Here is a 21,519-nt window from a genome sequence, read left to right as displayed (position 1 = left end):
GTTACCGACAGCGGGCGACAGAGCGCAGGCGTTACCCCGTGCGTCCGCCCAGGGCGAACGTCACGACGCCGTCAGTTGTTCCCGAAGCAGGTCGACCGCCCCGGCGACAGCGGCCGCCCGCACAGCCTCACGAGCACCCGATACCCGCAGCGTACGCCCGGTACGCACGCCGTCCCCCGCCACGGCGAGGTGCACGGTCCCCGGCTCGACGCCGTCCTGCGGGTCCGGCCCCGCCACGCCCGTGAGTCCGAGGCCCCAATCGGCGCCGCAACGCCGCCTGGCCCCCTCGGCGAGCTGTGCGGCAACCTCAGGGTGCACCGCACCGCGCTCGGCCAGCAGGTCCGCGTCCACCCCGGCGAGGGTGTGCTTGAGTTCGGTGGCGTAAACGATCAGCCCGCCACGCACGGCGGCGCTCGCGCCCGGCACCTCGGTCAGCGTCGCGCACACCAGTCCCGCCGTCAGCGACTCCGCCGTGGCGACCGTCCACCGCCGCCGGATCAGCTCGGCCACCAGATCCGCGACGGCCGGGGAAACCCGCGCTGTCATGGTTTCGCGGTGCCCCGTCCTGCCGCGCGCAGCCGGACCGCCCGCACCAGGTAGTCCAGTCCGGTGACCACGGTCAGCACCAGTGCGAAGCCCATCAGCGCCCAGCGGAGCGGGTCGACCTCGGCGGGCAACGGCAACAGGTAGACACCGATCGCCAGCACCTGGGCCAGCGTCTTGGCCTTGCCGCCCCGGCTCGCCGGGATGACGCCGTACCGGATCACCCAGAACCGCAGCAACGTCACCCCGAGCTCACGCGCCGCGATCACGATCGTCACCCACCACGGCAGCTCCCCGAGCAAACTGAGCCCCACCAGCGCGGCTCCGATCAGCGCCTTGTCGGCGATCGGGTCCGCGATCTTGCCGAAGTCGGTGATCAAGCTGTACCGGCGGGCGACCCAGCCGTCCACCCGGTCGGTCAGCGCGGCCACCGCGAACACCGCCGCGGCCGCGTACCGCCATGCCGGATCGGCGCCGCCCTCGAAGAACAGGGCGAACACGAACAGCGGCACGAGCACGAGCCGGGAAATGGTCAGCAGGTTCGCGGCGTTCAGCGTCGGAACGGCCCGCACGCCCGATGTGCCGCCCGGCTCCGTGCCGTGCACCTCGGCGTTCACGTGCCTGTTTCCCCGCCGGGTTCGACGGCGCGCACGATGAGGTCCACACCCTCGCTGTCGACGACCTCGCAGCGCACCAGTTCGCCCACCTTGCAGCTACCGGCGTCCAGCACCACGCACTCGCCGTCCACCTCCGGCCCCTGGTGTGCCGCCCTGCCCGTGACTTCGCCCGAGTCGAGGTCGGCGCTTTCCACCAGCACCTCGACCACTGTGCCGACCCGCTCCTCGGCCCGCTGTGCGGTGAGTTGCTCGACCAGCGCCGACACCCGCCCGACGCGCTCGGCGACGGTGTCGGCATCGAGCTTGCCCTCGAAGCCCTCCGCCTCGGTACCGTCCTCGTCGGAGTAGCCGAACACGCCGACCGCGTCCAGCCTCGCGGCTGTCAGGAACCGCTCCAGCTCGGCCACGTCGGCTTCGGTCTCGCCGGGGAAACCGACGATCACGTTCGTTCGCACACCCGCCTGCGGTGCGTACTCCCGGATCTGTCCGAGTAGTGCGAGGAACGACTCGGTGGAGCCGAACCGGCGCATCCTGCGCAGCACCGGCTCGCTGGCGTGCTGGAACGACAGGTCGAAGTAGTCGGCGACTCCGGGCGTGGTCGCGATCACCCGCACCAGATCCGGCCGGGTCTCGGCGGGCTGCAGGTAGGAAACGCGCACCCGGTCGATCCCCTCGACGGCGGCCAGCGTCGGCAGCAACCGCTCCAGCGCGCGAGTGCCACCGAGCTCGCGGGCGAGGTCCTTGCCGTAGGAGGTGGAATTCTCGCTGACGAGGAACAGCTCTCGCACGCCCTGGCCCGCCAGCCAGCGCGCCTCCGCCACGATCTCGTCCGGGTGGCGCGACACGAACGACCCCCGGAAGGCGGGAATCGCGCAGAACGAGCAGCGCCGGTCGCACCCGGAGGCGATCTTCAGCGCGGCCACGGGTGACTCGTCCAGCCGGGTACGCAGTACGCGCGGCCCCCACCCGGAATGGCCCGGCACGGCGACAGCACCGGCCGCGGCCTGCCGCTCCACCGGGCTGATCGGCAGCAGCGTGCGCCGGTCGGCCGGAGTGTGGGAGGCAACCGGTCGCCCCGCCGCGACGTCGTCGAGCCGCTGCGCCAGCGACGGGTAGTGGTCGAAGCCCAAAACCGCGTCCGCCTCCGGCAGGCTCTCGGCCAGTTCCCGGCCGTAGCGCTCCGCCATGCATCCCACAGCGACGACCTTGGCGCCGGTGTCGGCGGCGGCGAGCAGCGTGTCGACCGAGTCCTTCTTCGCCGATTCCACGAAGCCGCACGTGTTGACCACCACGACCGCGCTGTCCTCCGGGTCGTCGGTGATCTCCCAGCCGCCGTCGGCGAGGCGGCCCGCGAGTTCCTCGGAGTCGACCTCGTTGCGGGCGCAGCCCAGGGTCAGCAACGAGACTCGGCGGTTCTGCTGCGAGGATTCGGCGGCGGACACCTGACCAGGGTAACGGCAGGCACGGTGCCCGCGAGCGCGCCCCGCGCGCCGCCCGCTAGCGTCTTCACCGTGGAGTCCCCGCTCATCCGTCGTGCCCGTGTCACCGACGTCCGCAAGATCAAGGCACTCGTCGACTCCGACGCGGGCAAGGTGCTGCTCGAGAAGGAGCTGGTGACCCTCTACGAGGACGTGCAGGAGTTCTGGGTGGCCGAACTGGCCGACGAGGTGGTGGGCTGCGGGGCGCTGCACGTGCTGTGGGAGGACCTGGCCGAGATCAGGACGGTCGCGGTCGAGCGCTCGATGCGGGGGCGCGGCATCGGGCACGCGCTGGTGCGGCGGCTGCTTCGGCTGGCGGGCGAGTTGGGGGTGGCACGGATCTTCGTGCTGACGTTCGAGACCGAGTTCTTCTCCAAGCACGGGTTCGTGGAGATCGAGGGCACGCCGGTGCCGAGCGAGGTGTACGAGGAGATGCGCCGATCCGCCGACCCGGGTGTGGCGGAGTTCCTCGATCTCCCGTTCGTCAAGCCCAACACTCTCGGCAACACCCGCATGCTGCTGCGGCTGCCGACCGAGCCGTGACCGGATACCCGGCTAGAGCCCGTTAGAGCCCGTCGCCGTCGCGCTCGTCGTTGTCGCCATCGCTTTCCGACCCCGCGTCACCGCCCCGGATCAGCGCGAGCACCCCGGGCAGGTCCTCCGGCTTGACCAGCACGTCACGCGCCTTCGACCCCTCCGAAGGGCCCACCACGCCACGGGTTTCGAGCAGGTCCATCAGCCTGCCGGCCTTGGCGAAGCCGACCCGTAGCTTTCGCTGCAACATCGAGGTGGACCCGAACTGGGAACTGACCACCAGTTCCGCAGCCTGCAGCAGCACGTCGAGATCATCGCCGATGTCGGGATCGATCTCCTTCTGCTCGCCCGCCTTCGCCGCGGTGACACCGTCGGTGTAGTCGGGTTCGGCCTGCTCCTTGGTGGCGTTGACCACCGCGGTGATCTCCTCGTCGCTGACGAAGGCACCCTGGATGCGTGCGGGCTTGCTGGCCCCCATCGGCAGGTAGAGCCCGTCGCCCATGCCGATCAGCTTCTCCGCCCCCGGCTGGTCGAGGATCACCCGCGAGTCGGTGAGCGAGGACGTGGCGAAGGCCAGCCGGGACGGCACGTTCGTCTTGATCAGCCCGGTGACGACGTCCACGGACGGCCGCTGGGTGGCCAGCACGAGGTGGATGCCCGCGGCACGGGCCTTCTGCGTGATCCGCACGATCGCGTCCTCCACGTCGCGCGGCGCGGTCATCATCAGATCGGCGAGCTCGTCGACGATCGCCATGATGTAGGGGTAGGGCCGGTATTCCCGTTCGCTGCCGGGCGGCGCCTGGATGTCACCGGATCTCACTTTCTTGTTGAAGTCGTCTATGTGGCGCACCCGGCTGGCCTGCATGTCCTGGTAGCGCTGCTCCATCTCCTCCACCAGCCACGCCAGCGCGGCCGCGGCCTTCTTCGGCTGCGTGATGATCGGCGTGATCAGGTGCGGGATGCCCTCGTAGGGGGTGAGTTCGACCATCTTCGGGTCGATCAGGATCATCCTGCACTCCGAGGGCGTCGCCCGTGCCAGCAGCGACACCAGCATGGAGTTGACGAAGCTGGACTTACCTGAGCCGGTGGAGCCCGCGACGAGCAGGTGCGGCATCTTGGTCAGGTTCGCGGTGACGAAATGGCCCTCGATGTCCTTGCCGAGACCGATGATCATCGGGTGGTCGTCCTCGGCCGCCTTGGGCGAGCGCAGCACGTCGCCGAGCCGCACCATTTCCCGGTCGGTGTTGGGCACCTCGATACCGACCGCGGACTTGCCGGGGATGGGTGCGAGCAGCCGGACGTTGTCGGTGGCCACGGCGTAGGCGATGTTCTTGGTGAGCGCGGTGATCTTCTCGACCTTCACCCCCGGCCCGAGTTCCACCTCGTACCGCGTCACCGTCGGGCCACGCGTGAAGCCGGTCACCTGAGCGTCCACATTGAACTGCTCGAGTACCCCGGTGATCGCCTCGATCATGGCGTCGTTCGCCTTGCTGCGAGCCTTCGGCGCGTCGCCGAGCGCGAGCAGGTCCGCCGACGGCAGTTGGTAGTCGCCCTCGACGGTGCGGACAAGCGCCACCGCCTGCTCGGTCTTGCGTTGCTTACGCGGGGCGGAACGCGCGTTGCCCGCCGAACCGGCGGTGGCGGGCAGCGGCAGTTCCGGCTGTGTCGCGGGCACGGCGCCGGGTTCGGCCGTGGTTTCCGGGTCGCCTTCCGCGCCCACCGCGGTGGCGCTGCCCTGCCTGCGCCTCGCGGGCTTGCGAAGCCGCACCGCCGCCGGGTCGGTGGCGGTGACGTTCTCGGCCTGCGCGGTTTCGTCGTACTCGCGTTCGCCGGGTTCGGCGCCCCACTCCCGCAGCCGGTGCGGCACCTGCCGCGCCGGGGTCCCGGTGAAGACCAGCAGCCCGTAGCCGAGCAGCAGAATCAGCAACGGCACTGCGACCCAGACGGTGACTCCCCTGGAAAGCAGGTCACCGGACAACCAGCCCAGCCAGCCGCCCGCGAACATCTGATCGTCGTGTTGCTGCGGCCTTCCGTTGAACACGTGCAGCAGCCCGAGTATCGACAGCGTGACCAGCGAGGTACCGATCACCCTGCGGGGCCGGGTCTGCGGGCTCGGTTCCGACCGCATCAACGCGATCGCGGCGACCACGAGGGCCAGCGGTAGTGCGGCGGACGCGGCTCCGAACACGCTGCGGGTGCCGATCGCGACCCACCGGCCGACGGGTCCGGCCGCCTCCCACATCACGCCCACGGCCGTGACAAGGCCCAACGCGATCAGTCCGAGGGCGACGCCGTCCCTACGGTGCTCCGCTTCCAGGTCCCGGGTGCGGCCGACCGCACGCGCGAGCCCGCCGACGCCCTTCGCGAGCAGTGTCCAGCCGCCTCGCACGGTCTTGGCGAACGTCCCGGGCGAGGAACGGCTCGGGCGGCGGGCCGCGGGCCGCCGGGCAGCGGGTCGCGAGGAAGGGCGGGAGCGGGCCGAGCTTTTCGTGGTGCTCTTCGCGGAACCCTTCGTGGGGCTCTTGCCTCTGCCGCCACGCGCCGCGCTTCTGCCCTTGGTCACCGAACCGCTCGCCATGCCTTCCACGGTAGTCGTTTCGGCACTTCAGTCACACGTGCCACTCGGGTCACACACCCTGTGAACAGCGCTCGCCCCCACATGACATGCTTCGCGCCATGGTCGCGCTGTACCCGGAGGAAGACGTGCCGACACGCCGCGAGGACAGCACTCCACTGATCTGGCGCACGATGCTCGCGGTCGACGAGGCGCTGGTGAACCTCGCGGGCAGGCTGCGGGTGACGGGCGGCGTCCCGGGTGAGCTGAGGGGCAGGCCGCTGCTCATGGCGGCGAACCACATCGGCGTTTTCGACGCGTTCGTGCTGATGGCGGCGTGCAGGCGGATCGGCCTCGCGCCGCGGTTCATGCTGGCGGGCGGCCTGCTGGACGCGCCCGTGCTCGGCACAGCGCTGCGGGCCAGCGGCCACCTGCGCGTCGACAGGGGATCGGCCTCCGCCGTCGAGCAGTTCGCCGCGGCGACCCGGGCGCTGTGCGACACGCGGGCACCGATCATCGTCTACCCCGAGGGCAGGATCAGCCACGACCCGGGATTGTGGCCGGAACGCGGCAAGACCGGAGCCGCTCGCCTCGCACTCGCCACCGGGGTTCCCGTGGTGCCGATCAGCCAGTGGGGTGCGCACGAGGCGGTGTACTGGGGCACGGAGCGGGTGGAAGGACTGGCCGACATCGTGCCGCTCGCGCGGTCCGGCCTCACTTCCCCGTTGCGCAGGCCGACGTTTCGGGTGCACTTCGCAGAACCGGTGGAACTGTCGGCGTTTCGGCCCGACCGGGCAGGTGACGCGGTGAAGGCACACGCGGCGATCATGCGCGCGATCACTCGGGGGCTCGTCCCGCTGCGGGCCGAGGAACCCGACCGGCCGAGGTTCCACGATCCGACCCGGCCCACGGACAGCACCAGCCCCTGGCGGCCCTGACCGGCCGGAGGAAAATCGGCGGCGAACTGTCACAGGGTCGCAATAGGGTCGCGGGTGTGGTCGTCAGTGCGTCTCCCACCCGCAAGCCCGTACCCGTCAGCCGCGGCCGTGGGCTGGCGCTGATCCTGCTCGCCTCGCTGTCCTTCGGCAGTTCCGGGGCGCTCGGCAAGCCTGCGATGCTGGCGGGCCTGTCGCCGCAGCAGGTCGCCTCGGTGCGGATCGGGCTTTCCGCGGTTGTGCTCCTGGTGGGCGTCGCGCTGGTGCGGCCCGCACTGCTGAAGGTGCGGCGCGAGCAGTGGCGGCTGCTGGTGGGCTACGGGCTGCTCGCGGTGGCGGGCGTGCAGCTGTTCTACTTCCTCGCCGCCGCGCGCATCCCCGTCGGCATCGCGATACTGCTGGAGTTCACCTCGCCGGTGCTGGTCGCGCTGTGGGTGCGGGTCGTGCGCAAGGTGCGCCTGCCGTGGCAGTTGTGGGCGGGTATCGCGTTGGCGCTGCTCGGACTCGCGCTGGTGGCCCGGGTACACGAGGGGCTGCGCATCGACGCGGTGGGGCTGCTGGCGGGTCTTGGCGCGGCCTTGTGCTCGGCGGCCTACTTCCTGCTCGGCGAGCACGGTGTCTCCAGCCAACACCCGTTGAGCATGGTGACCTGGGGCATGGTCGTCGGCGCCGTCGCCGTGTCCGTCGTGGCGCCGCCGTGGGACCTGCCGGTGTCAATACTGCTTCGCACCGCCGACTTCGGTCCCTGGCAACCACCGGTGTGGCTGCTGCTCGCCGCGGTGGCACTGGTGTCGACCGTGCTTGCCTACCTCGCCGGGATCACGGCACTTCGCCACCTGCCCGCCTCCACCGCGAGCGTGCTGGCGCTGCTGGAGCCGCTGGTGGCCACCACGGCAGCATGGCTGCTGCTCAGCGAGGAGCTGACGTGGCCGCAACTGGTCGGTGCCGTGGTGCTGCTCTGCGGGGCGCTCGTGGTGCAACTGTGGGCGCCGGGCAAGCGGACCGGTCCGGAAGTAGCGGGCGAACCACTCCCCCGCGAGGGGTAGCCGGAATCAGTCTCGGGCGGGAGGACGGAACCCGGCGGCTGCCCCAGACTTCCAAGGGACGCCACAAGCACGCACCAGCGAGCGAACCCAGGGGATGAGCATGAGTCGACCGAGCCCGCGGGAACAGCGCAAGGCCCGCCGCGCACTGCTCACGCAGGCGGCGGCGGCGCTGCTTGCCCTGCTCGTGGCCGCCGCTACACGGGGATGACCGTGGGCACGATCATCGGCCGCCGCCGGTAGGTCTCGGCCACCCAGCGGCCCACCACCCGGCGAACCGATTGCGCGATGCGATGGGTGTCGGTGATGCCTTCGGCCTCGGTCCGCGACAGCTCCATCTCCACGAGCGACACCGCCTCGTCCAGCGCCTTGGGGTCGTCGGAGAAGCCGCGCCCGGACACCGTGGGCGGGCTGACCGCACGGCCGCTGGTCGAGTCCACCGCGACGGTGATCGCGATGAACCCGCCCTCGCCGAGGACAAGCCGGTCGGAAAGCGTCGAGTCCCCGACGTCGCCGACCGAAAGCCCGTCGACGTAGACCATGCCGACCTCGACACGCCCCGTGGTGGAGGCTCTCCCGTCGACCAGGTCCACCACAACGCCGTCCTCGGCGAGCACCACCCGGTCCGCCGCGACACCGGTGCGCACGGCGAGTTCGCCGTTGGCCCGCAGGTGCCGCCATTCGCCGTGCACGGGCATGACGTTGCTGGGCCGCACGGCGTTGTACAGGAAGAGCAACTCACCGGCTGAGGCGTGGCCGGACACGTGCACCTTGGCGTTGCCCTGGTGCACCACGTGCGCGCCGAGCCGCATCAGCCCGTTGATGACGCCGAACACCGCGGTCTCGTTGCCGGGGATGAGGGAACTCGCCAGTACCACGGTGTCACCCGCCCTGATCGAGATCTGGCGGTGTTCCCCTCTGGCCATGCGGGACAGCGCCGAAAGCGGCTCGCCCTGCGAGCCGGTGGAGACGAACAGCACCTTGCTCTCCGGCAGGTTCACCGCCTCGTCCAGATCCACGAGCAACCCCTGCGGGATGTCGAGCAGGCCGAGTTCGGCGGCGATCGTCATGTTGCGCACCATCGACCTGCCGACGAACGCGACGCGCCTGCCGTGCCGCTCCGCGGCGTCGAGCACCTGCTGCACGCGGTGGACGTGGCTGGCGAAGCAGGCCACGATCACCCGCTGCCGCACGGCGGCGATCACCTCGTCGAGCACGGGACCGATGTCGCGCTCGGGTGTGACGAATCCCGGCACCTCGGCGTTGGTCGAGTCGATACACAGCAGGTCCACACCCTCGTCACCGAGCCGCGAGAACCCCGCGAGGTCGGTGAGCCTGTTGTCCAGCGGCAACTGGTCGAGCTTGATGTCGCCGGTGTGCAGCACCAGCCCCGCGGGCGTACGGATGGCCACCGCAAGCGCGTCGGGAATGGAGTGGTTGACGGCGAAGAACTCCAGGTCGAACTCGCCGACGGTGCGGCGCTCGCGCTCGGCCACCTCGAACAGGGTCGGCCGCTGCCTGTGCTCCTTGCACTTGGCGGCCAGCAACGCGAGCGTGAACCTCGAGCCGTACACCGGCAGGTCGGGCCGCATCCGCAGCAGGAACGGCACGGCTCCGATGTGGTCCTCGTGCCCATGGGTGAGCACGACGGCCTCGATGTCGTCGAGCCGGTCCTCGATCGCGCGGAAATCCGGCAGGATCAGGTCGACCCCGGGCTGGGAGTCCTCGGGGAACAGCACCCCGCAGTCCACGACGAGCAGCCGGCCACCGTATTCGAAGACGGTCATGTTGCGGCCGACCTCGCCGATACCGCCGAGTGCGACGACGCGCAGCCCGCCTTCGGGCAGCGGGGGTGGGGATTGGGTTGGTCCGGGTCCGGTCGGTAGTTCGGTCACCTATGAATGGTCCCAACACTCGTGTGTGTGGTGGGTGCCACGTATGCCGCGGCCGAGTCTGCCTGCGCGACACGGGAGCCTGCCCAGTCACTGGTAGGCGACTCCTCCAGCGGCACCCCGGCCTGGGTGAGATCCGCCGCGATGGCCTCGATCTGTTCCTGCACGGCAGGCACGATCGGCAGCCGCGGTTCGCCGACGTCGTAGCCACGAAGCCGCAGCGCCGTCTTGGCGAACACCACGCCGCCGACCCGGGAGAAGGCACGGTAGACCGGCAGCATTCCTCGGTGGTTGGTGCGCGCGGTCGAGGTGTCGCCGTCCTCGTAGGCCTCGATCATCGCGCGGATCCGGCCCGCCACGACGTGCCCGATGACGCTCACCACTCCTGCCGCACCCACCGACAACCAGGGCAGGTTCAACGCGTCGTCGCCGGAGTAGTAGGCCAGGTGGGTGTTGGCGATGACCTCGCTACCCGCGAGCAGGTCACCCTTGGCGTCCTTGACAGCCACGATGCGCGGGTGCTCCGCGAGCCTGCGTAGCGTGTCCACCTCGATGGGCACGATCGAGCGTGGCGGGATGTCGTACAGCATCACGGGCAGTTCCGTGGCGTCGGCGACGGTGGTGAAGTGGGCGTACAGGCCGGCCTGCGTCGGCCGGGAGTAGTACGGGGTCACCAGCAGCACGCCGTGAGCACCGGCCTTCTCCGCCTGGCGCACGAGTTCCACGCTGTGCGCGGTGTCGTAGGTGCCCGCGCCCGCGACGACGGTGGCCCTGTCCCCTACGGCCTCGACGACGGCCCTGACGAGGGCGGACTTCTCCGCATCGCTGGTGGTCGGGCTCTCCCCTGTCGTGCCGTTGATGACGAGCCCGTCGTTGCCCAGTTCCAGCAGGTGCACGGCGAGCTCCTGGGCCCGCTTCAGGTCAACCGCTCCTTCGGCGTCGAAGGGCGTGATCATGGCGGTGAGCACCCGGCCGAAGGGTCTGCCCGGCGCTGCGGTGGGCGGGGTGGACGGTGCGATCGACATGCTGCTGACGGTACCGCGTTCACGGCCGGGTTACCGCGTCGGCCGAGCCGAACGAGGTGATCGGTTCTCCGCGCGCTCCGGGCCGGGAGATTCCCCGGCGAGAAGGAGCGTGCACCGAAACGTTTGCGGCTACTCGATCTCCCGCGTCGCCTCGCCGGTGAGTTGGCCGCCGCCCGCGTCGATGGCGAAGCAGTAGACGGTGCGGGAGGCGTCGTCGGTGTAGCTCTCGGGCCGCCGCTCCCACTCCCGCTGGCTGGGTACCAGCACCTGGTAGCGCAGGCGGGGCCGAAGCTCGTCGTTGATCCGGTTGGAGTGGAAGCTCAGCCCGCAGGCCCGCTCCCCGAACTCGGCCAGTGGCTCCACCCCGGGGTAGCTCGCCTGCCTGCTGTCCTCCTCGTCGGAGCCGCCGAGGCTCCAGTGGTAGTCGTACAGCTCGGCGTCGTGTGCCTCTTCGCAGTCCACCCAGTTGTTCTGAGCGATCGACCTGCCCTTGACGATGGGTGTGTTCACGCAGTAGTAGCTCTGGCCGTCGATGTAGGGGTCGGCGATGTCCCCGCCCTCGCCGTAGGTCAACGTCGACTGCAGCGCCTCGTCGACCGAGGGCGACCACACCGGCTTGCCGAGGAAGAAGCCCGCCACCAGCATCGCCACCCCGATGACCGCGCCACCGATGACGAGCGCCTTGCGGTTGCCGCGTGGGGCGGGCCCGCCCGCGCCGAGCGCGGTGTGCCCGGCCAGCATCGTGGGTGGCTGGCCCGGCTGGTGCGGCACGGTGGGTTGACCGCCAGGCGGGGTTGGCGGCAACGGCTGCTGCGCGGCCGCCATGTTGAGCAGCCCCCGCGCCTGCTCGGCGTTGATCCTGGCCTCGGGGGTGGCGATCAGCAGTCCCATGATCGCCGAGGCGAGCGGGCCCCGGGCATGGGTGAGGTAGGGAACCTCGTTCATGATCGCGTGCAGCGTCGCGGCCGTGGTCGATCGCTCGAAGGGCACGATGCCCTCCACGGCGAAGAACAGCGTCGCCCCCAGCGACCACAGGTCCGAGGCGGGCAGCGTTTCCCTGCCCGCCACCCGTTCCGGCGCCATGAACGCGGGTGAACCGACGAGCATGCCGCTTGTCGTCAGGCGTGGGTCGTCGATGGCCTGCGCGATACCGAAATCGGTGAGCTTCACGCGCCCGTTCGGGCCGACCATGATGTTGCCCGGCTTGACGTCGCGGTGCACGATGCCTGCCTCGTGAGCGGCGCGCAACGCCGAGAGCACCTGCTCGCCGATCGAGGCGACGTGCTGCGGTTGCAGCGGTCCGTTGCGCCGTACCACCTCCGAAAGGGTCGGCGCCTCCACGAGTTCCATCACGATGAACGTGGTGTCGCCCTCTGCGACCACGTCGAACACGGTGACCACGGCCGGGTCGTTGAGACGGCCACCGCTGCGCACCTCGCGAAGCACCCGTTCCTGGAACACGCCCGCGTCCTCGGCGCCCTCCGGCAGTGTCAGCTCCTTGATCGCCACCTGGCGTCCGATGACGATGTCCTGTGCACGCCACACCACCCCCATGCCACCTCGGCCGAGTTCCCCCAGCAGTGTGTAGCGGTTCGCGATCGTGCGATGGCCGGGCGCCCCCTGGTTGACGTGGGGTGGCCGGGTCTGCTCGTCGGTCACGTTGACAGGTCCCCTCTTCGTGTGCGCCCAGATGTTAGCGACGACACGGCGAGTGGACTCAGACCCCGTGGACTTCGTGGCCTGCCCGCCGCAACGCGGTGACCGCGCGGTCCAGATCGGTGTGCTTGACCAGGACGTGATCGGTGTCGAACGTGGAGAGACTGAACAGCGCGACGCCCGCCGCGGCGAGCTCGCTGGACAGCGCCGCGATGATCCCGGTGAGGGTGAACGCCAGCGGGCCGCGAACGGTCAGCGCCCGCCAGCCCCGTTCCGACCGGGCGGCCGACGGCACGAGTGCCGCCGGGCAGACGACGGACAGTTCCGCGTCCGTGCGAGTGACCGACACCAGCGCCCCGTCGGCGGGCTCCAGTAGCGGCTCGGGCACGGCCGCGCTCGCGTCGAGGCGGGCGACCGCGTACTCCTCCGGGCGGACGTCGATGGCGAGTCGCCGCATCGTTCCCCTTCGCTTTCGTCGCGGCCTGTTGCCCGTCAGCCCTCGAGGACCCTGGGGCTGGAGGCCACCTCGGTGCCGTCGGGCAGCGTGGAGATCGTGAAGTCGGCGAACACGTTCTCCGCGACCTTCTGCAGTTGCCGCAGACATTCCACGGCGAGACCACGGATCTCCACGTCGGCGTGTTCGGTGGCGCGCATCGCGATGAAGTGCCGCCAGGCCCGGTAGTTACCGGTGACCACGATGCGGGTCTCGGTCGCGTTGGGCAGCACGGAGCGGGCGGCCTGCCGGGCCTGCTTGCGGCGCAGCGTGGCGCTCGGTGCGTCGGCGAACTTCTGTTCCAGCCCGGCGAGCAACTCGGTGTAGGCATCGACGCTGGCCTGGGCGGCGGCGACGAATTTCTCGTGCAACTCCGGATCGTTGGCGATCACCTCGGGCTCCACGAAGGCGGCGTCGCGTTCGGGCACGTACCGCTGCGACAGCTGCGAGTACGAGAAGTGCCGGTGCCTGATCAGTTCGTGGGTGAGAGAGCGGGAGATGCCGGTGATGTAGAACGTCGCCGAACCGTGCTCCAGCACCGAGAGATGACCGACCTCGATGATGTGATCGAGGTAGCCCGCGTTGGTCGCCGTCTTGGGGTTGGGCTTCTTCCACGACTGGTAGCAGGCCCTGCCCGCGAACTCGGCGAGCGCCTGGCCACCGTCGGCGTCGGTGGACCACGGCACGTCCTCCGGTGGGAAGAACTCCGTCTTCGCGATCAACCGCACCTTGGGCGACACCGTCTCGGCCACGTTCGACTCCCTCCGCCTTGCTGACACCGGCAGCGTATCTCCCGGCTCCGACAGCTCCGGGCGACATCACCAAGACACCATCGTTGCCTTGTGTGATGTCATATCTGATGTCATATTGGTGGCATGGACCTGACTCCGTACCTCTCGGCTCTGCGTGAGGACCTGAGCACCACGGCCTCGGCGGGCGACGAGCAACTGCGGCGCGCGGCCGCTGTGCTCTCGGCGGCGCTGGAGCCCTCGGCGCGGCTGATGCTGCTGAACGCGCTGTCCGACCTCGCCGCGGAGGTCACCGCCCAACTGCCCGAGCACCTCGTCGAGGTACGGCTCGACGGCAGGGACGTGCGCGTGGTCGTCACCGGCACCGGCCGCAGGCGGCCGGAAGAACCCACCCCGCCGCCACCACCTACTCCGCCACCGCCGCCATCGGCGGACTCCGGTGACATCAGCCGCATGACGCTTCGGCTCTTCGAGCAACTCAAGTCACAGGCGGAGCAGGCGGCCGCCGCGCAGGGCGTCTCACTGAACACCTTCGTGTCCCAGGCGGTGCACTCGGCGCTGCGCGGCACGCAACACCGTCACGACCACGGCGGGTCGGACCGGCCCCGCTCCCAGCCAGGCCGGGGCGGGCAACTACGCGGCTGGGTGGAGGGATGAGCATGGACGACACCGCGGCCGAGCAGCCGAGGGGCGAGGTGGTGCGCACCCGCACCTTCGATGCCGAGGGGCCGATCGAGATCGACATCGATGTCACGGTGGGCCGGGTACAGGTCCACTTCGGAGACGGCGACACCGTGGTCGAGGTCCGCGACGACCCGGCGGCACAGCCACCGTGGGCCGAAGGCGCGGCGAACCTCATCGGGTGGGTCGGTGAGTTCCTCGGCGGCCAGTTCGGCGCCCAGGTGGCGGGAAACCCGGCAGCCGCAGCAAGCGCCGCCGAGCAGACCCGCATCGAGAAGCTGGGCAACCGGCTGGTCGTACGCGCCCCGAAGGTACCGATGCCGAAGGCGACCGCCGTCGCGGTGAAGGTTCACGCGCCCACCGGCTCGCAACTCGACGTGCGCACCAGGCTGGCGCCGGTGACGGTGACCGGCACGGCGGGGCGGGTCGACGTCGGCACCGCCACCGGCGACGTCTCGCTGGAACGCGCCGAGAGCGCGACGAGCGTGCGCACCGGCAGCGGCGAGGTCAATGTGGAGGCGTTGCGAGCCTCGGCCACGCTGGCCACCGGAACCGGTGACGTGTGGATCGGCAAGGCCGACGGCGCGGTGATGGTCCGTACCAGCAGCGGGGACCTGACCGTCACCGACGCCGGGTCCGGCTCGGTGGAGGCCATCACCGGTTCCGGCGACATCAGGGTCGGAATCCGTTCCGGGGTGGTGGCCGAGGTGGAGTTGTCCTCCGGCGGCGGGTACGTCTCCAGCGAACTCGACGTCGCCGACACCGAACCGGACAAGCCGGTGGCGCTGAGAGTGCGCGCGAGAAGCGGGTCCGGCGACGCCTCGCTGACCAGGGCGGGCTGACGGCAGCGGTCCCTCAGCCGGGCTGCTCAGCCGCCGCGTGCCGTGGCGCGACCCGAGGGCACGGCGGCGCGGCGGCCGGGCCCGCGCCCGCCCGCGAGAACCAGTTGCGCGACGGCGAAGCTCGCTGGCACCGCCGAAAGCGAAGCGACGAGCGGGGCGACGCGGTGGGTGACCTCGAACCAGTCGACGAACAGGTACAGCACCACGGTGCTCACCGCGAAGTTGGTCAGCTGCGACAGCGGGAACAGCAGGAACGTCCTCAGGCTCGGCCTGGTCCGGAAAGTGAACCGGCAGTTGAGGAAGTAGGACCCGACGATCGTCACCGCGATGGCGAGTACGTGCGCGAGCAGGTAGGGCATGCTCGGCCGCAGGATCTGGTAGAGCCCGTAATAGACGGCGGTGTTGACGGCGCCCACCAGCCCGTAGCGAGCCAGCCTGCGCAGTAGCGTCCGGCTCACCGGATTCACCGTTGCCCAGCCACGTAACGGACTCCCATGCCGATGTCACTCGCCCCGCTCGGTCGACCGAGTTGCCGCCGCCGAAGGCCATCGTGGCACCGCACCCGCCGAATACCGGAACGAGTGTCGCCCGAATCGGTGGGGTTGGACCGGACCCCAGGTTTCGGCAGGGCGGATCGCGAAGCCTGACCTAGCCTGCTTCTCGGCTTACGAAACGTCAGCAGGGCGGGGACGGGAAGAGTGCTATCCGCGCGATCCGATGGGGACGGTCCGGCCGAGGAAGTGGCCCGAGGACGGGTGGGCACGCAGGTGGCCGCGATCGTTCCGTGTCACAACGAGGCCACGTCGGTAACGGCCGTGGTGCACGGGCTGCAGGAGGCGGTACCCGGCATCACGGTGTACGTCTACGACAACAACAGCACCGACGACACCGCCGAGGTCGCCAAGCAGGCGGGTGCGATCGTCCGCAGCGAAACAGCACAGGGCAAGGGCAACGTGGTGCGCCGCGCCTTCGCCGACATCGACGCCGACATCTACCTGCTCATCGACGGTGACGACACCTACGACGCGGGCCGCGCGGGCGAGCTGATCGACCTGCTCAGGCAGGGCCCCTACGACCACGTCACCGGCGTGCGCAGGCAGTTGAGCGAAACGGCGTACCGACCGGGCCACACAATGGGGAACCGAGTCTTCAACGCGCTCGTCGGGATGATCTTTCGGACGCGGGTGAGCGACATGCTCAGCGGCTACCGGGTGTTCTCCCGGCGCTTCGTGAAGTCGTTTCCCGCACTCTCGCGTGGCTTCGAGATCGAAACCGAACTCACCGTGCACGCGCTGAACCTCAGGGTGCCGCAGGCGGAAGCCGATGTCGGGTTCACCGACCGCGCGGACGGAAGCCAGAGCAAACTGCGCACCTACCACGACGGCTGGCGCATCCTGTGGCTCATACTGGGGCTCACCCGCCACGAGCGCCCGTTGCTGTACCACGGCCTGATCGCGTTCGCCATGGTGGCCGCCAGCCTGGCTCTGGGCCTGCCTGTGGTGGCCGAGTTCGCCGCGACCGGCACCGTGCCCCGGCTACCGACGGCGATCCTGGCCTCGTCGCTGATGATCCTCGCGCTGCTGCTGCTCACAACCGGCTTCATTCTCGACGGGTTGCGCCGCACACGGCGGGAATCCACCCGCCTTTCGTATCTCGCGCTGCCCTGCCAAGCTCAGTCGCCCACCTGGCCTTCGGCAGCCGGGAACAGCCCGTGAACGCCGACCTCACCCACGAAACCGGCCGCGGCCACGAGGCGGCGACAGAGCAGGAACCGCGTTCCCCGCTCCGCCGGATCGACCACTGCGGACTGCTCTTCGTGCTGTTGAGCCTGACGTTCGGCGGGTTCTTCGCCGCGATCACCCCGTCGTTTTGGGGATTCGACGAGTTCGAGCACTTCGGCCGGGCCTATGCCATCGATCACGGTCAGATCCTGCCCCAGCGCGATCCCGACCGTGACATCTACGGAGTAGGCGGCGTCCCTTCCTCGGCATACGACCTGCGCGACGTCGCGGTGCACAATTTCGTCAACCCCGGCCAGGCTCCCGACCCTGCCGTCACCGACCGGGATGCCTTCCACCGCATGGAGCAGCGGCCGCTCGATACGCCGCTACGAACCGCGCTGTTCGCCAACACCTCGGCCTACTCTCCCGTCAGCTACGGACCGAGCGTGCTCGCGCTGCGAATCGCGGAACTGAGCGACGCCTCGGTGGGAACGGCGATCACCTTGATGCGGCTCGCCGACGTGGTGGCCTACACGGGACTGGTCTGGCTGGGCATGTACGCCCTGCGGGGTCACCGGCTCAAGTGGCTGGTTTTCGTGGTGGCACTGCTGCCGATGGCGGTCTACGAATCGGCGACGATCACCGCGGATGCGGTGACCAACGCGATGGCGATCCTGTTCGGCGCCCTGTTCGTGAAGGCCACCTTCCTTCGGCAGCCGCTGCCCGGTTGGGAGTCGGCCGTGCTGGTCGGCTCCGCCGTGCTGCTTCCGGTCACCAAGCCGAGTTACGCGCTGCTGTCGCTGCTGTTGTTGTTCGTCCCGGGCGCCCGGCTGGCACTGTGGCGGGGGACGAAGTATGTCGCCACCCTCGTCGGGATGGGCATGTTCGGCGCGTGGACCGCGCTCACCGCGAAGGTCGGCCCGGGGCAGGCCGTCCAACTGCGCCCCGGCGACGTGGTGGACGCGGGCAGCCAACTCGACTACGTGCTGAGCAACCCACTGGAACTGGGACACGTTCTCGTCAGGACCTTCGTGTACCAGGAGAACATCTACTTCGGCCAGTTCTTCGGTGTCTTCGGGCACACGTGGGTGCCCGCGCCCGCGCTCGCCCAGCTCAGCTGGATCCTCGCCGCGGTGCTCGCGTTCGGCATCGCGGGCTGGATGTACGCCTCGCGTGTTCAACTGACCACCACGGCGGTGATCGCCGCACTCAACGTCGCGGCCATCTTCGCACTGCTGTACCTGCAGTTCACACCCGTGGGCTTCCACCTGATCGAAGGGGTGCAGGGACGCTACTTCATCCCGCTGGTGATCTTTGGTGCGGCCGTGGCGCTGCAACTGGTTCCGCTGAGGCTTCGCCTGGCCAGCCCACGCCACCTGCAGGGTTCGAAAGCCGCCATCGTGGTGCTCGTCCTGATCGCGCTCGCAGGCAGTGCCGCCAAGTACGAATACGTGACCTGGCACGGATAACCCGAAACAGCACCAGTTGACGCGAAGGAAGCCGACATATGACAGACATCGCCGGTGACAGTGCACTGATGTCGGACGCGCTGGAAGACCTCGAATCGGCGCGCAACTACCGCGACTGGCTGTGCTCGCTGGGCCTGCCGTACTTCGGTGATGACGTGCTGGAGATCGGTTCCGGCCTCGGCCACTACGCCGCGGACTGGGCCGACATGGGCGTCAACATCACCGCCAGCGAGGCCGACCCCACCCGGCTCGCGGCGCTGCGCGCGCGCTTCGCCGACGATCAGCGGGTTCGGGTTCGCGAACTGAGCGTGCCGATCGCCGAGACCGGCGACTACTCCACCGTGGTGGCCTACAACGTCGTCGAGCACATTCCCGACCACGTCGGCGCACTACGGTCGTTCGCGGGCCTGCTGCGTCCCGGCGGCGCCGTCGTGCTCATCGTGCCCGCGTTCCAGTTCGCCATGAGCGAGTTCGACCGGGCCATCGGTCACCAGCGGCGGTACCGCACGGCCGGACTGGCCTCGGTGTTGCGGCGGGCCGAGCTGAAGGTCGAACGCTGCCACTACATCAACGGCCCCGGGCTGCTCGCCTGGTACGTCACGTGCAGGTTGCTGCGAGGCCGACCGAAACAGGGGCCGCTGCTGACGGCCTACGACCGGCTGTACGTGCCCGCGCAGCGCTGGATCGAGTCGAAGGTGACGATGCCGTTCGGCCAGTCGGTGTTCGCCGTCGCGCGCAAGCGGTGAACTCAGCGGGCGCAGCTGCGGCGCAACTCCTCGGCGAGGTCTCCGCGTTGCTCCACCGCCACGCCGTCGAGGCCGAGCCAGTCGGCCATGTGTGCCAACTCCCTCGCGAGTTCCACCGCCACGCGAGCACGGTCGGCGCAGGGCTCGGCGAAGGCACCACGGACCCGTAGCGCGCTCGAGGCCCTGTCGGCCTTCAAGTCCACGCGCGCCACCAACTCACCGTCGAGCAGGAACGGGAAGACGTAGTAGCCGTACTTGCGCTGCGGCTGCGGCACGTAGATCTCGATGCGGTAGTGGAACCCGAACAGCCGCTCAGTGCGAGCGCGCTCCCAGATCAGCGGGTCGAACGGGCACAGCAGCGCGCGCCCGGTGACCGCTCTCGGCGTGCGCGCCTCCACGTGCCGGTACGCCTGCTGGTGCCAACCGTCCACCATGACCGGCTCCAGCCTGCCCGCCTCGACCAACTCGGCGACGGCCTGCCTGCTGGAGTCCGGCCGCAGCCGGTAGTAGTCGCGCAGGTCCGGTTCGGTGGCCACGCCCAACGCGGTGGCGGCTCGGTCGATCAACTCCCGTGCGCCCTCTGCCTCGTCGACCGTACGGCTCAGCACCTCGGGTGGAAGGACTCGCTCGGTGAGGTCGTAGAGCCGCTCGAATCCCCGCCGCGCTCCCGTGGTGAGCTCGCCGGTGCCGAAAAGCCACTCACAGATCTTCTTCACGTCCGAGCGGTTCCACCACGAGCCTGGTGCCCGTTTCGACTCGCCCACCACCTCCCTCTCGATGGTGCCCGCGCCGACCGGGCCGAGTTCCTTCACGACGGCGAGCACGTCCTCGACCAGCGTCGGGGAACTTTCCACCAGCCTGCCGTAGGAGCGCCACCAGCCGGGCCGCTTCGCCTCGGACCGCAGTAGCGGCCAGTCCGCCACCGGCACCAGGCTCGCCTCATGTGCCCACTGCTCCACCAGCAGCCTCGGCTTGCGGGAACTGTGCGACCACGCGGCGTCGTCGAGCAACGCGGGGTCGTAGGCGCCGAGCCTGGCGAACAGCGGCGCGTAGTGGGCGCGCACGGCGACGTTCACCGAGTCGAGCTGGATCAGCCTGATCCGGGACAGCACCCGCCGCAGATGCTGCCTCGTGGGCTCGCCCCGCGGCCGTGGATCGGCGAATCCCTGCGCTGCCAGCGCGGTCCGGCGTGCTGCCTGCAAGCTCACGGTTCTCACCCGCACCATGCTGCCAGCGCCCACCGACGAAATCGCACCGGACTAGGCTGGCGGACATGAGCACCGCCGACGTTCGCCCGGCAGGCCAAGCAGACGTCGCCGAGATCGCCAGAATCCAGGTGCAGGTCTGGCGGATGGCCTACGCCGAGATACTCGGGCAGCGGGTGGTCGACGGGCTCGACGCGGGTGACCTCGCGAACCGCTGGTCCGGCGCGGTGGAACACCCCGACACCGACGTCTACGTCGCCTGCGAGGGCTCCTTCACCGTCGGCTTCTGTGTCGCGGGGCCCGCCCCCGAAGAAGACGTCACCTCCGCCGACGGAACGCTGCCCCAGGACGCCGACCGCACCGGCCTCGTCGCCACCGTTCTCGTGGAGCCGCGCTGGGGCAGGCGAGGACACGGCGGCAGGCTGCTCGCCACGGCGGCGTCGGCGCTGCGCGAGCGGGGCGCCGAACGGGGCGTCACCTGGGTGGCTCAGTCCGACTCGGCATCGCTGAGCTTCTTCCGTGGCGCGGGTTGGAACCCGGACGGCACCGTGCGCACCCTCGACACCGGCGAGCGCACCGTGCGGGAACTGCGGCTGACCGGCGCCCTTGACCTCCGGCTTTCCTGATCGCCACGGGGTGCGGCGGGGGCGGTGCGCGGTCGGCAGGGCATGTTGCGCTAGGTTGCGAACCTCCCGAAAGCCCGGATCGCTGTCGCGCATAATCTCGGCAACGAGGCCGTTTTCCCTCATGGTGCACCGGCGAGCCGCGCTACGGTGGCACTGGTTCGGCAGGACTCGGAGGCTACGGTGCTCGCATGGCTGTGCGTCACGCTCGGTGTCGCATTCGGCTCGGCGGTCGTTCCCGTACTCAGCATCGAGGTGTTCGTCATCGGCCTGGCCACCAGCGAGGAACAGATCCCGTGGCCGGCCATCGGCGCCGTGGTCGCCGTAGGCCAGGTCGCGGGCAAGCTGCTGTACTACCTCGCCGCACGGGGCTCTATCCGGCTGCCCGCCGTGTTGCACGACCGGCTGCACCGGCCTCGTACGGCCTCGCCGATGCGGGAGCGATGGCGGTTGCGTACCAAGCGGGTCCGGGGGTGGCTGGAGGCGCTGCGGGAGCGCTGCCACCGCCACCCGCACTGGATGGCCAGCACCTACGGCGTGAGCTCGGTGCTCGGCCTTCCCCCGTTCATGGCGACCACGGTCCTCGCCGGGCTGGTGCGCATGCGGATGTCGATGTTCGTCGCGGCCGGGCTGCTGGGCCGGTTCGTGCGATTCAGCGTGCTGGCCGCGGCTCCCGCGGTGTTCGCGGGGCTACTGCGCCTGTGAGCTGACTG

Annotated in this window: 21 protein-coding genes; 10 read left to right on the top strand and 11 right to left on the bottom strand. The window is 69.9% G+C overall.

Going from position 1 to position 21,519, the window contains the following annotated elements; all coding sequences use genetic code 11:
* Positions 1–60: 60 nt before the first annotated feature.
* From SACMADRAFT_RS10525 to rimO, 3 genes are read right to left on the bottom strand one after another with little or no spacing between them, the layout of a single operon-like run.
* Entirely contained in the window at positions 61–546 is a 486-nt protein-coding gene (locus tag SACMADRAFT_RS10525; protein WP_009153794.1) for a CinA family protein, read from the bottom strand.
* Positions 543–1,160, bottom strand: coding sequence for a CDP-diacylglycerol--glycerol-3-phosphate 3-phosphatidyltransferase (gene pgsA / locus SACMADRAFT_RS10520; protein WP_009153793.1), 618 nt, complete (start codon positions 1,158–1,160; stop codon positions 543–545). The genes SACMADRAFT_RS10525 and pgsA overlap by 4 nt, the downstream gene beginning before the upstream one ends.
* Positions 1,157–2,602 carry a 30S ribosomal protein S12 methylthiotransferase RimO gene (rimO, locus tag SACMADRAFT_RS10515; RefSeq protein ID WP_009153792.1) on the bottom strand — a complete coding sequence of 482 codons (1,446 nt, stop codon included), beginning with the start codon at positions 2,600–2,602 and terminating at the stop codon, positions 1,157–1,159. Before rimO ends, pgsA begins: the two co-directional genes overlap by 4 nt.
* Positions 2,603–2,671: 69 nt before the next feature.
* On the opposite strand from rimO, the gene SACMADRAFT_RS10510 reads away from it, so the two are divergent.
* Entirely contained in the window at positions 2,672–3,181 is a 510-nt protein-coding gene (locus SACMADRAFT_RS10510) for an amino-acid N-acetyltransferase (protein ID WP_040925636.1), read from the top strand.
* A 22-nt stretch (positions 3,182–3,203) separates the two neighbouring features.
* On the opposite strand, the gene SACMADRAFT_RS10505 is transcribed toward SACMADRAFT_RS10510, so the two are convergent.
* Positions 3,204–5,750 carry a DNA translocase FtsK gene (locus SACMADRAFT_RS10505; protein WP_009153790.1) on the bottom strand — a complete coding sequence of 849 codons (2,547 nt, stop codon included), beginning with the start codon at positions 5,748–5,750 and terminating at the stop codon, positions 3,204–3,206.
* Positions 5,751–5,848: 98 nt separating this feature from the next.
* On the opposite strand from SACMADRAFT_RS10505, the gene SACMADRAFT_RS10500 reads away from it, so the two are divergent.
* Together SACMADRAFT_RS10500 and SACMADRAFT_RS10495 are read left to right on the top strand one after the other, a co-directional pair.
* Complete coding sequence (locus SACMADRAFT_RS10500) at positions 5,849–6,664, top strand: lysophospholipid acyltransferase family protein (protein ID WP_040926284.1); 816 nt, start codon at positions 5,849–5,851, stop codon at positions 6,662–6,664.
* Positions 6,665–6,720: 56 nt separating this feature from the next.
* Positions 6,721–7,707 carry an EamA family transporter gene (locus SACMADRAFT_RS10495; protein WP_009153788.1) on the top strand — a complete coding sequence of 329 codons (987 nt, stop codon included), beginning with the start codon at positions 6,721–6,723 and terminating at the stop codon, positions 7,705–7,707.
* A 194-nt stretch (positions 7,708–7,901) separates the two neighbouring features.
* On the opposite strand, the gene SACMADRAFT_RS10490 is transcribed toward SACMADRAFT_RS10495, so the two are convergent.
* The 5 genes from SACMADRAFT_RS10490 to thyX form a co-directional block, all read right to left on the bottom strand.
* The gene (locus SACMADRAFT_RS10490; protein ID WP_009153787.1) at positions 7,902–9,599 is read right to left on the bottom strand and encodes a ribonuclease J; all 1,698 of its coding nucleotides are present in this window, start codon (positions 9,597–9,599) and stop codon (positions 7,902–7,904) included.
* Entirely contained in the window at positions 9,596–10,621 is a 1,026-nt protein-coding gene (gene dapA, locus SACMADRAFT_RS10485) for a 4-hydroxy-tetrahydrodipicolinate synthase (RefSeq protein ID WP_009153786.1), read from the bottom strand. Before dapA ends, SACMADRAFT_RS10490 begins: the two co-directional genes overlap by 4 nt.
* A gap of 129 nt (positions 10,622–10,750) precedes the next feature.
* Positions 10,751–12,280, bottom strand: coding sequence for a serine/threonine-protein kinase (locus tag SACMADRAFT_RS10480; protein WP_009153785.1), 1,530 nt, complete (start codon positions 12,278–12,280; stop codon positions 10,751–10,753).
* A 58-nt stretch (positions 12,281–12,338) separates the two neighbouring features.
* Positions 12,339–12,734 (bottom strand): ACT domain-containing protein, encoded by a 396-nt coding sequence (locus SACMADRAFT_RS10475; protein ID WP_009153784.1) that lies wholly within the window; start codon positions 12,732–12,734, stop codon positions 12,339–12,341.
* A 35-nt stretch (positions 12,735–12,769) separates the two neighbouring features.
* Positions 12,770–13,522 (bottom strand): FAD-dependent thymidylate synthase, encoded by a 753-nt coding sequence (thyX, locus tag SACMADRAFT_RS10470; protein ID WP_009153783.1) that lies wholly within the window; start codon positions 13,520–13,522, stop codon positions 12,770–12,772.
* A 123-nt stretch (positions 13,523–13,645) separates the two neighbouring features.
* Between thyX and SACMADRAFT_RS10465 the strand changes: the two genes are divergently transcribed.
* Together SACMADRAFT_RS10465 and SACMADRAFT_RS10460 are read left to right on the top strand one after the other, a co-directional pair.
* Entirely contained in the window at positions 13,646–14,176 is a 531-nt protein-coding gene (locus SACMADRAFT_RS10465) for a toxin-antitoxin system HicB family antitoxin (RefSeq protein WP_009153782.1), read from the top strand.
* Positions 14,177–14,178: 2 nt separating this feature from the next.
* Entirely contained in the window at positions 14,179–15,042 is an 864-nt protein-coding gene (locus SACMADRAFT_RS10460; RefSeq protein ID WP_009153781.1) for a DUF4097 family beta strand repeat-containing protein, read from the top strand.
* Between the two features lie 26 nt (positions 15,043–15,068).
* Here SACMADRAFT_RS10460 and SACMADRAFT_RS10455 read toward each other — a convergent pair whose 3' ends face one another.
* Complete coding sequence (locus tag SACMADRAFT_RS10455) at positions 15,069–15,500, bottom strand: GtrA family protein (protein WP_040925634.1); 432 nt, start codon at positions 15,498–15,500, stop codon at positions 15,069–15,071.
* A 297-nt stretch (positions 15,501–15,797) separates the two neighbouring features.
* On the opposite strand from SACMADRAFT_RS10455, the gene SACMADRAFT_RS10450 reads away from it, so the two are divergent.
* From SACMADRAFT_RS10450 to SACMADRAFT_RS10440, 3 genes are read left to right on the top strand one after another with little or no spacing between them, the layout of a single operon-like run.
* The gene (locus SACMADRAFT_RS10450) at positions 15,798–16,757 is read left to right on the top strand and encodes a glycosyltransferase (RefSeq protein ID WP_009153779.1); all 960 of its coding nucleotides are present in this window, start codon (positions 15,798–15,800) and stop codon (positions 16,755–16,757) included.
* The gene (locus SACMADRAFT_RS10445; protein ID WP_009153778.1) at positions 16,754–18,232 is read left to right on the top strand and encodes a DUF2142 domain-containing protein; all 1,479 of its coding nucleotides are present in this window, start codon (positions 16,754–16,756) and stop codon (positions 18,230–18,232) included. Before SACMADRAFT_RS10450 ends, SACMADRAFT_RS10445 begins: the two co-directional genes overlap by 4 nt.
* A gap of 38 nt (positions 18,233–18,270) precedes the next feature.
* The gene (locus SACMADRAFT_RS10440) at positions 18,271–18,978 is read left to right on the top strand and encodes a class I SAM-dependent methyltransferase (protein WP_009153777.1); all 708 of its coding nucleotides are present in this window, start codon (positions 18,271–18,273) and stop codon (positions 18,976–18,978) included.
* Between the two features lie 2 nt (positions 18,979–18,980).
* Here SACMADRAFT_RS10440 and SACMADRAFT_RS10435 read toward each other — a convergent pair whose 3' ends face one another.
* Entirely contained in the window at positions 18,981–20,204 is a 1,224-nt protein-coding gene (locus SACMADRAFT_RS10435) for a winged helix-turn-helix domain-containing protein (RefSeq protein WP_009153776.1), read from the bottom strand.
* Between the two features lie 47 nt (positions 20,205–20,251).
* On the opposite strand from SACMADRAFT_RS10435, the gene SACMADRAFT_RS10430 reads away from it, so the two are divergent.
* Together SACMADRAFT_RS10430 and SACMADRAFT_RS10425 are read left to right on the top strand one after the other, a co-directional pair.
* A complete protein-coding gene (locus SACMADRAFT_RS10430) occupies positions 20,252–20,809 on the top strand; it encodes a GNAT family N-acetyltransferase (RefSeq protein ID WP_009153775.1) in 558 nt (185 codons plus the stop codon).
* 180 nt (positions 20,810–20,989) lie between these two features.
* Positions 20,990–21,511 carry a YqaA family protein gene (locus SACMADRAFT_RS10425; RefSeq protein WP_009153774.1) on the top strand — a complete coding sequence of 174 codons (522 nt, stop codon included), beginning with the start codon at positions 20,990–20,992 and terminating at the stop codon, positions 21,509–21,511.
* Positions 21,512–21,519: the final 8 nt, after the last annotated feature.

It is taken from the genome of Saccharomonospora marina XMU15 (assembly GCF_000244955.1).
GTDB lineage: Bacteria > Actinomycetota > Actinomycetes > Mycobacteriales > Pseudonocardiaceae > Saccharomonospora_A > Saccharomonospora_A marina.
Note: the sequence above shows the minus strand (reverse complement) of the source record. Positions and strands in the feature narration are given on the sequence as shown.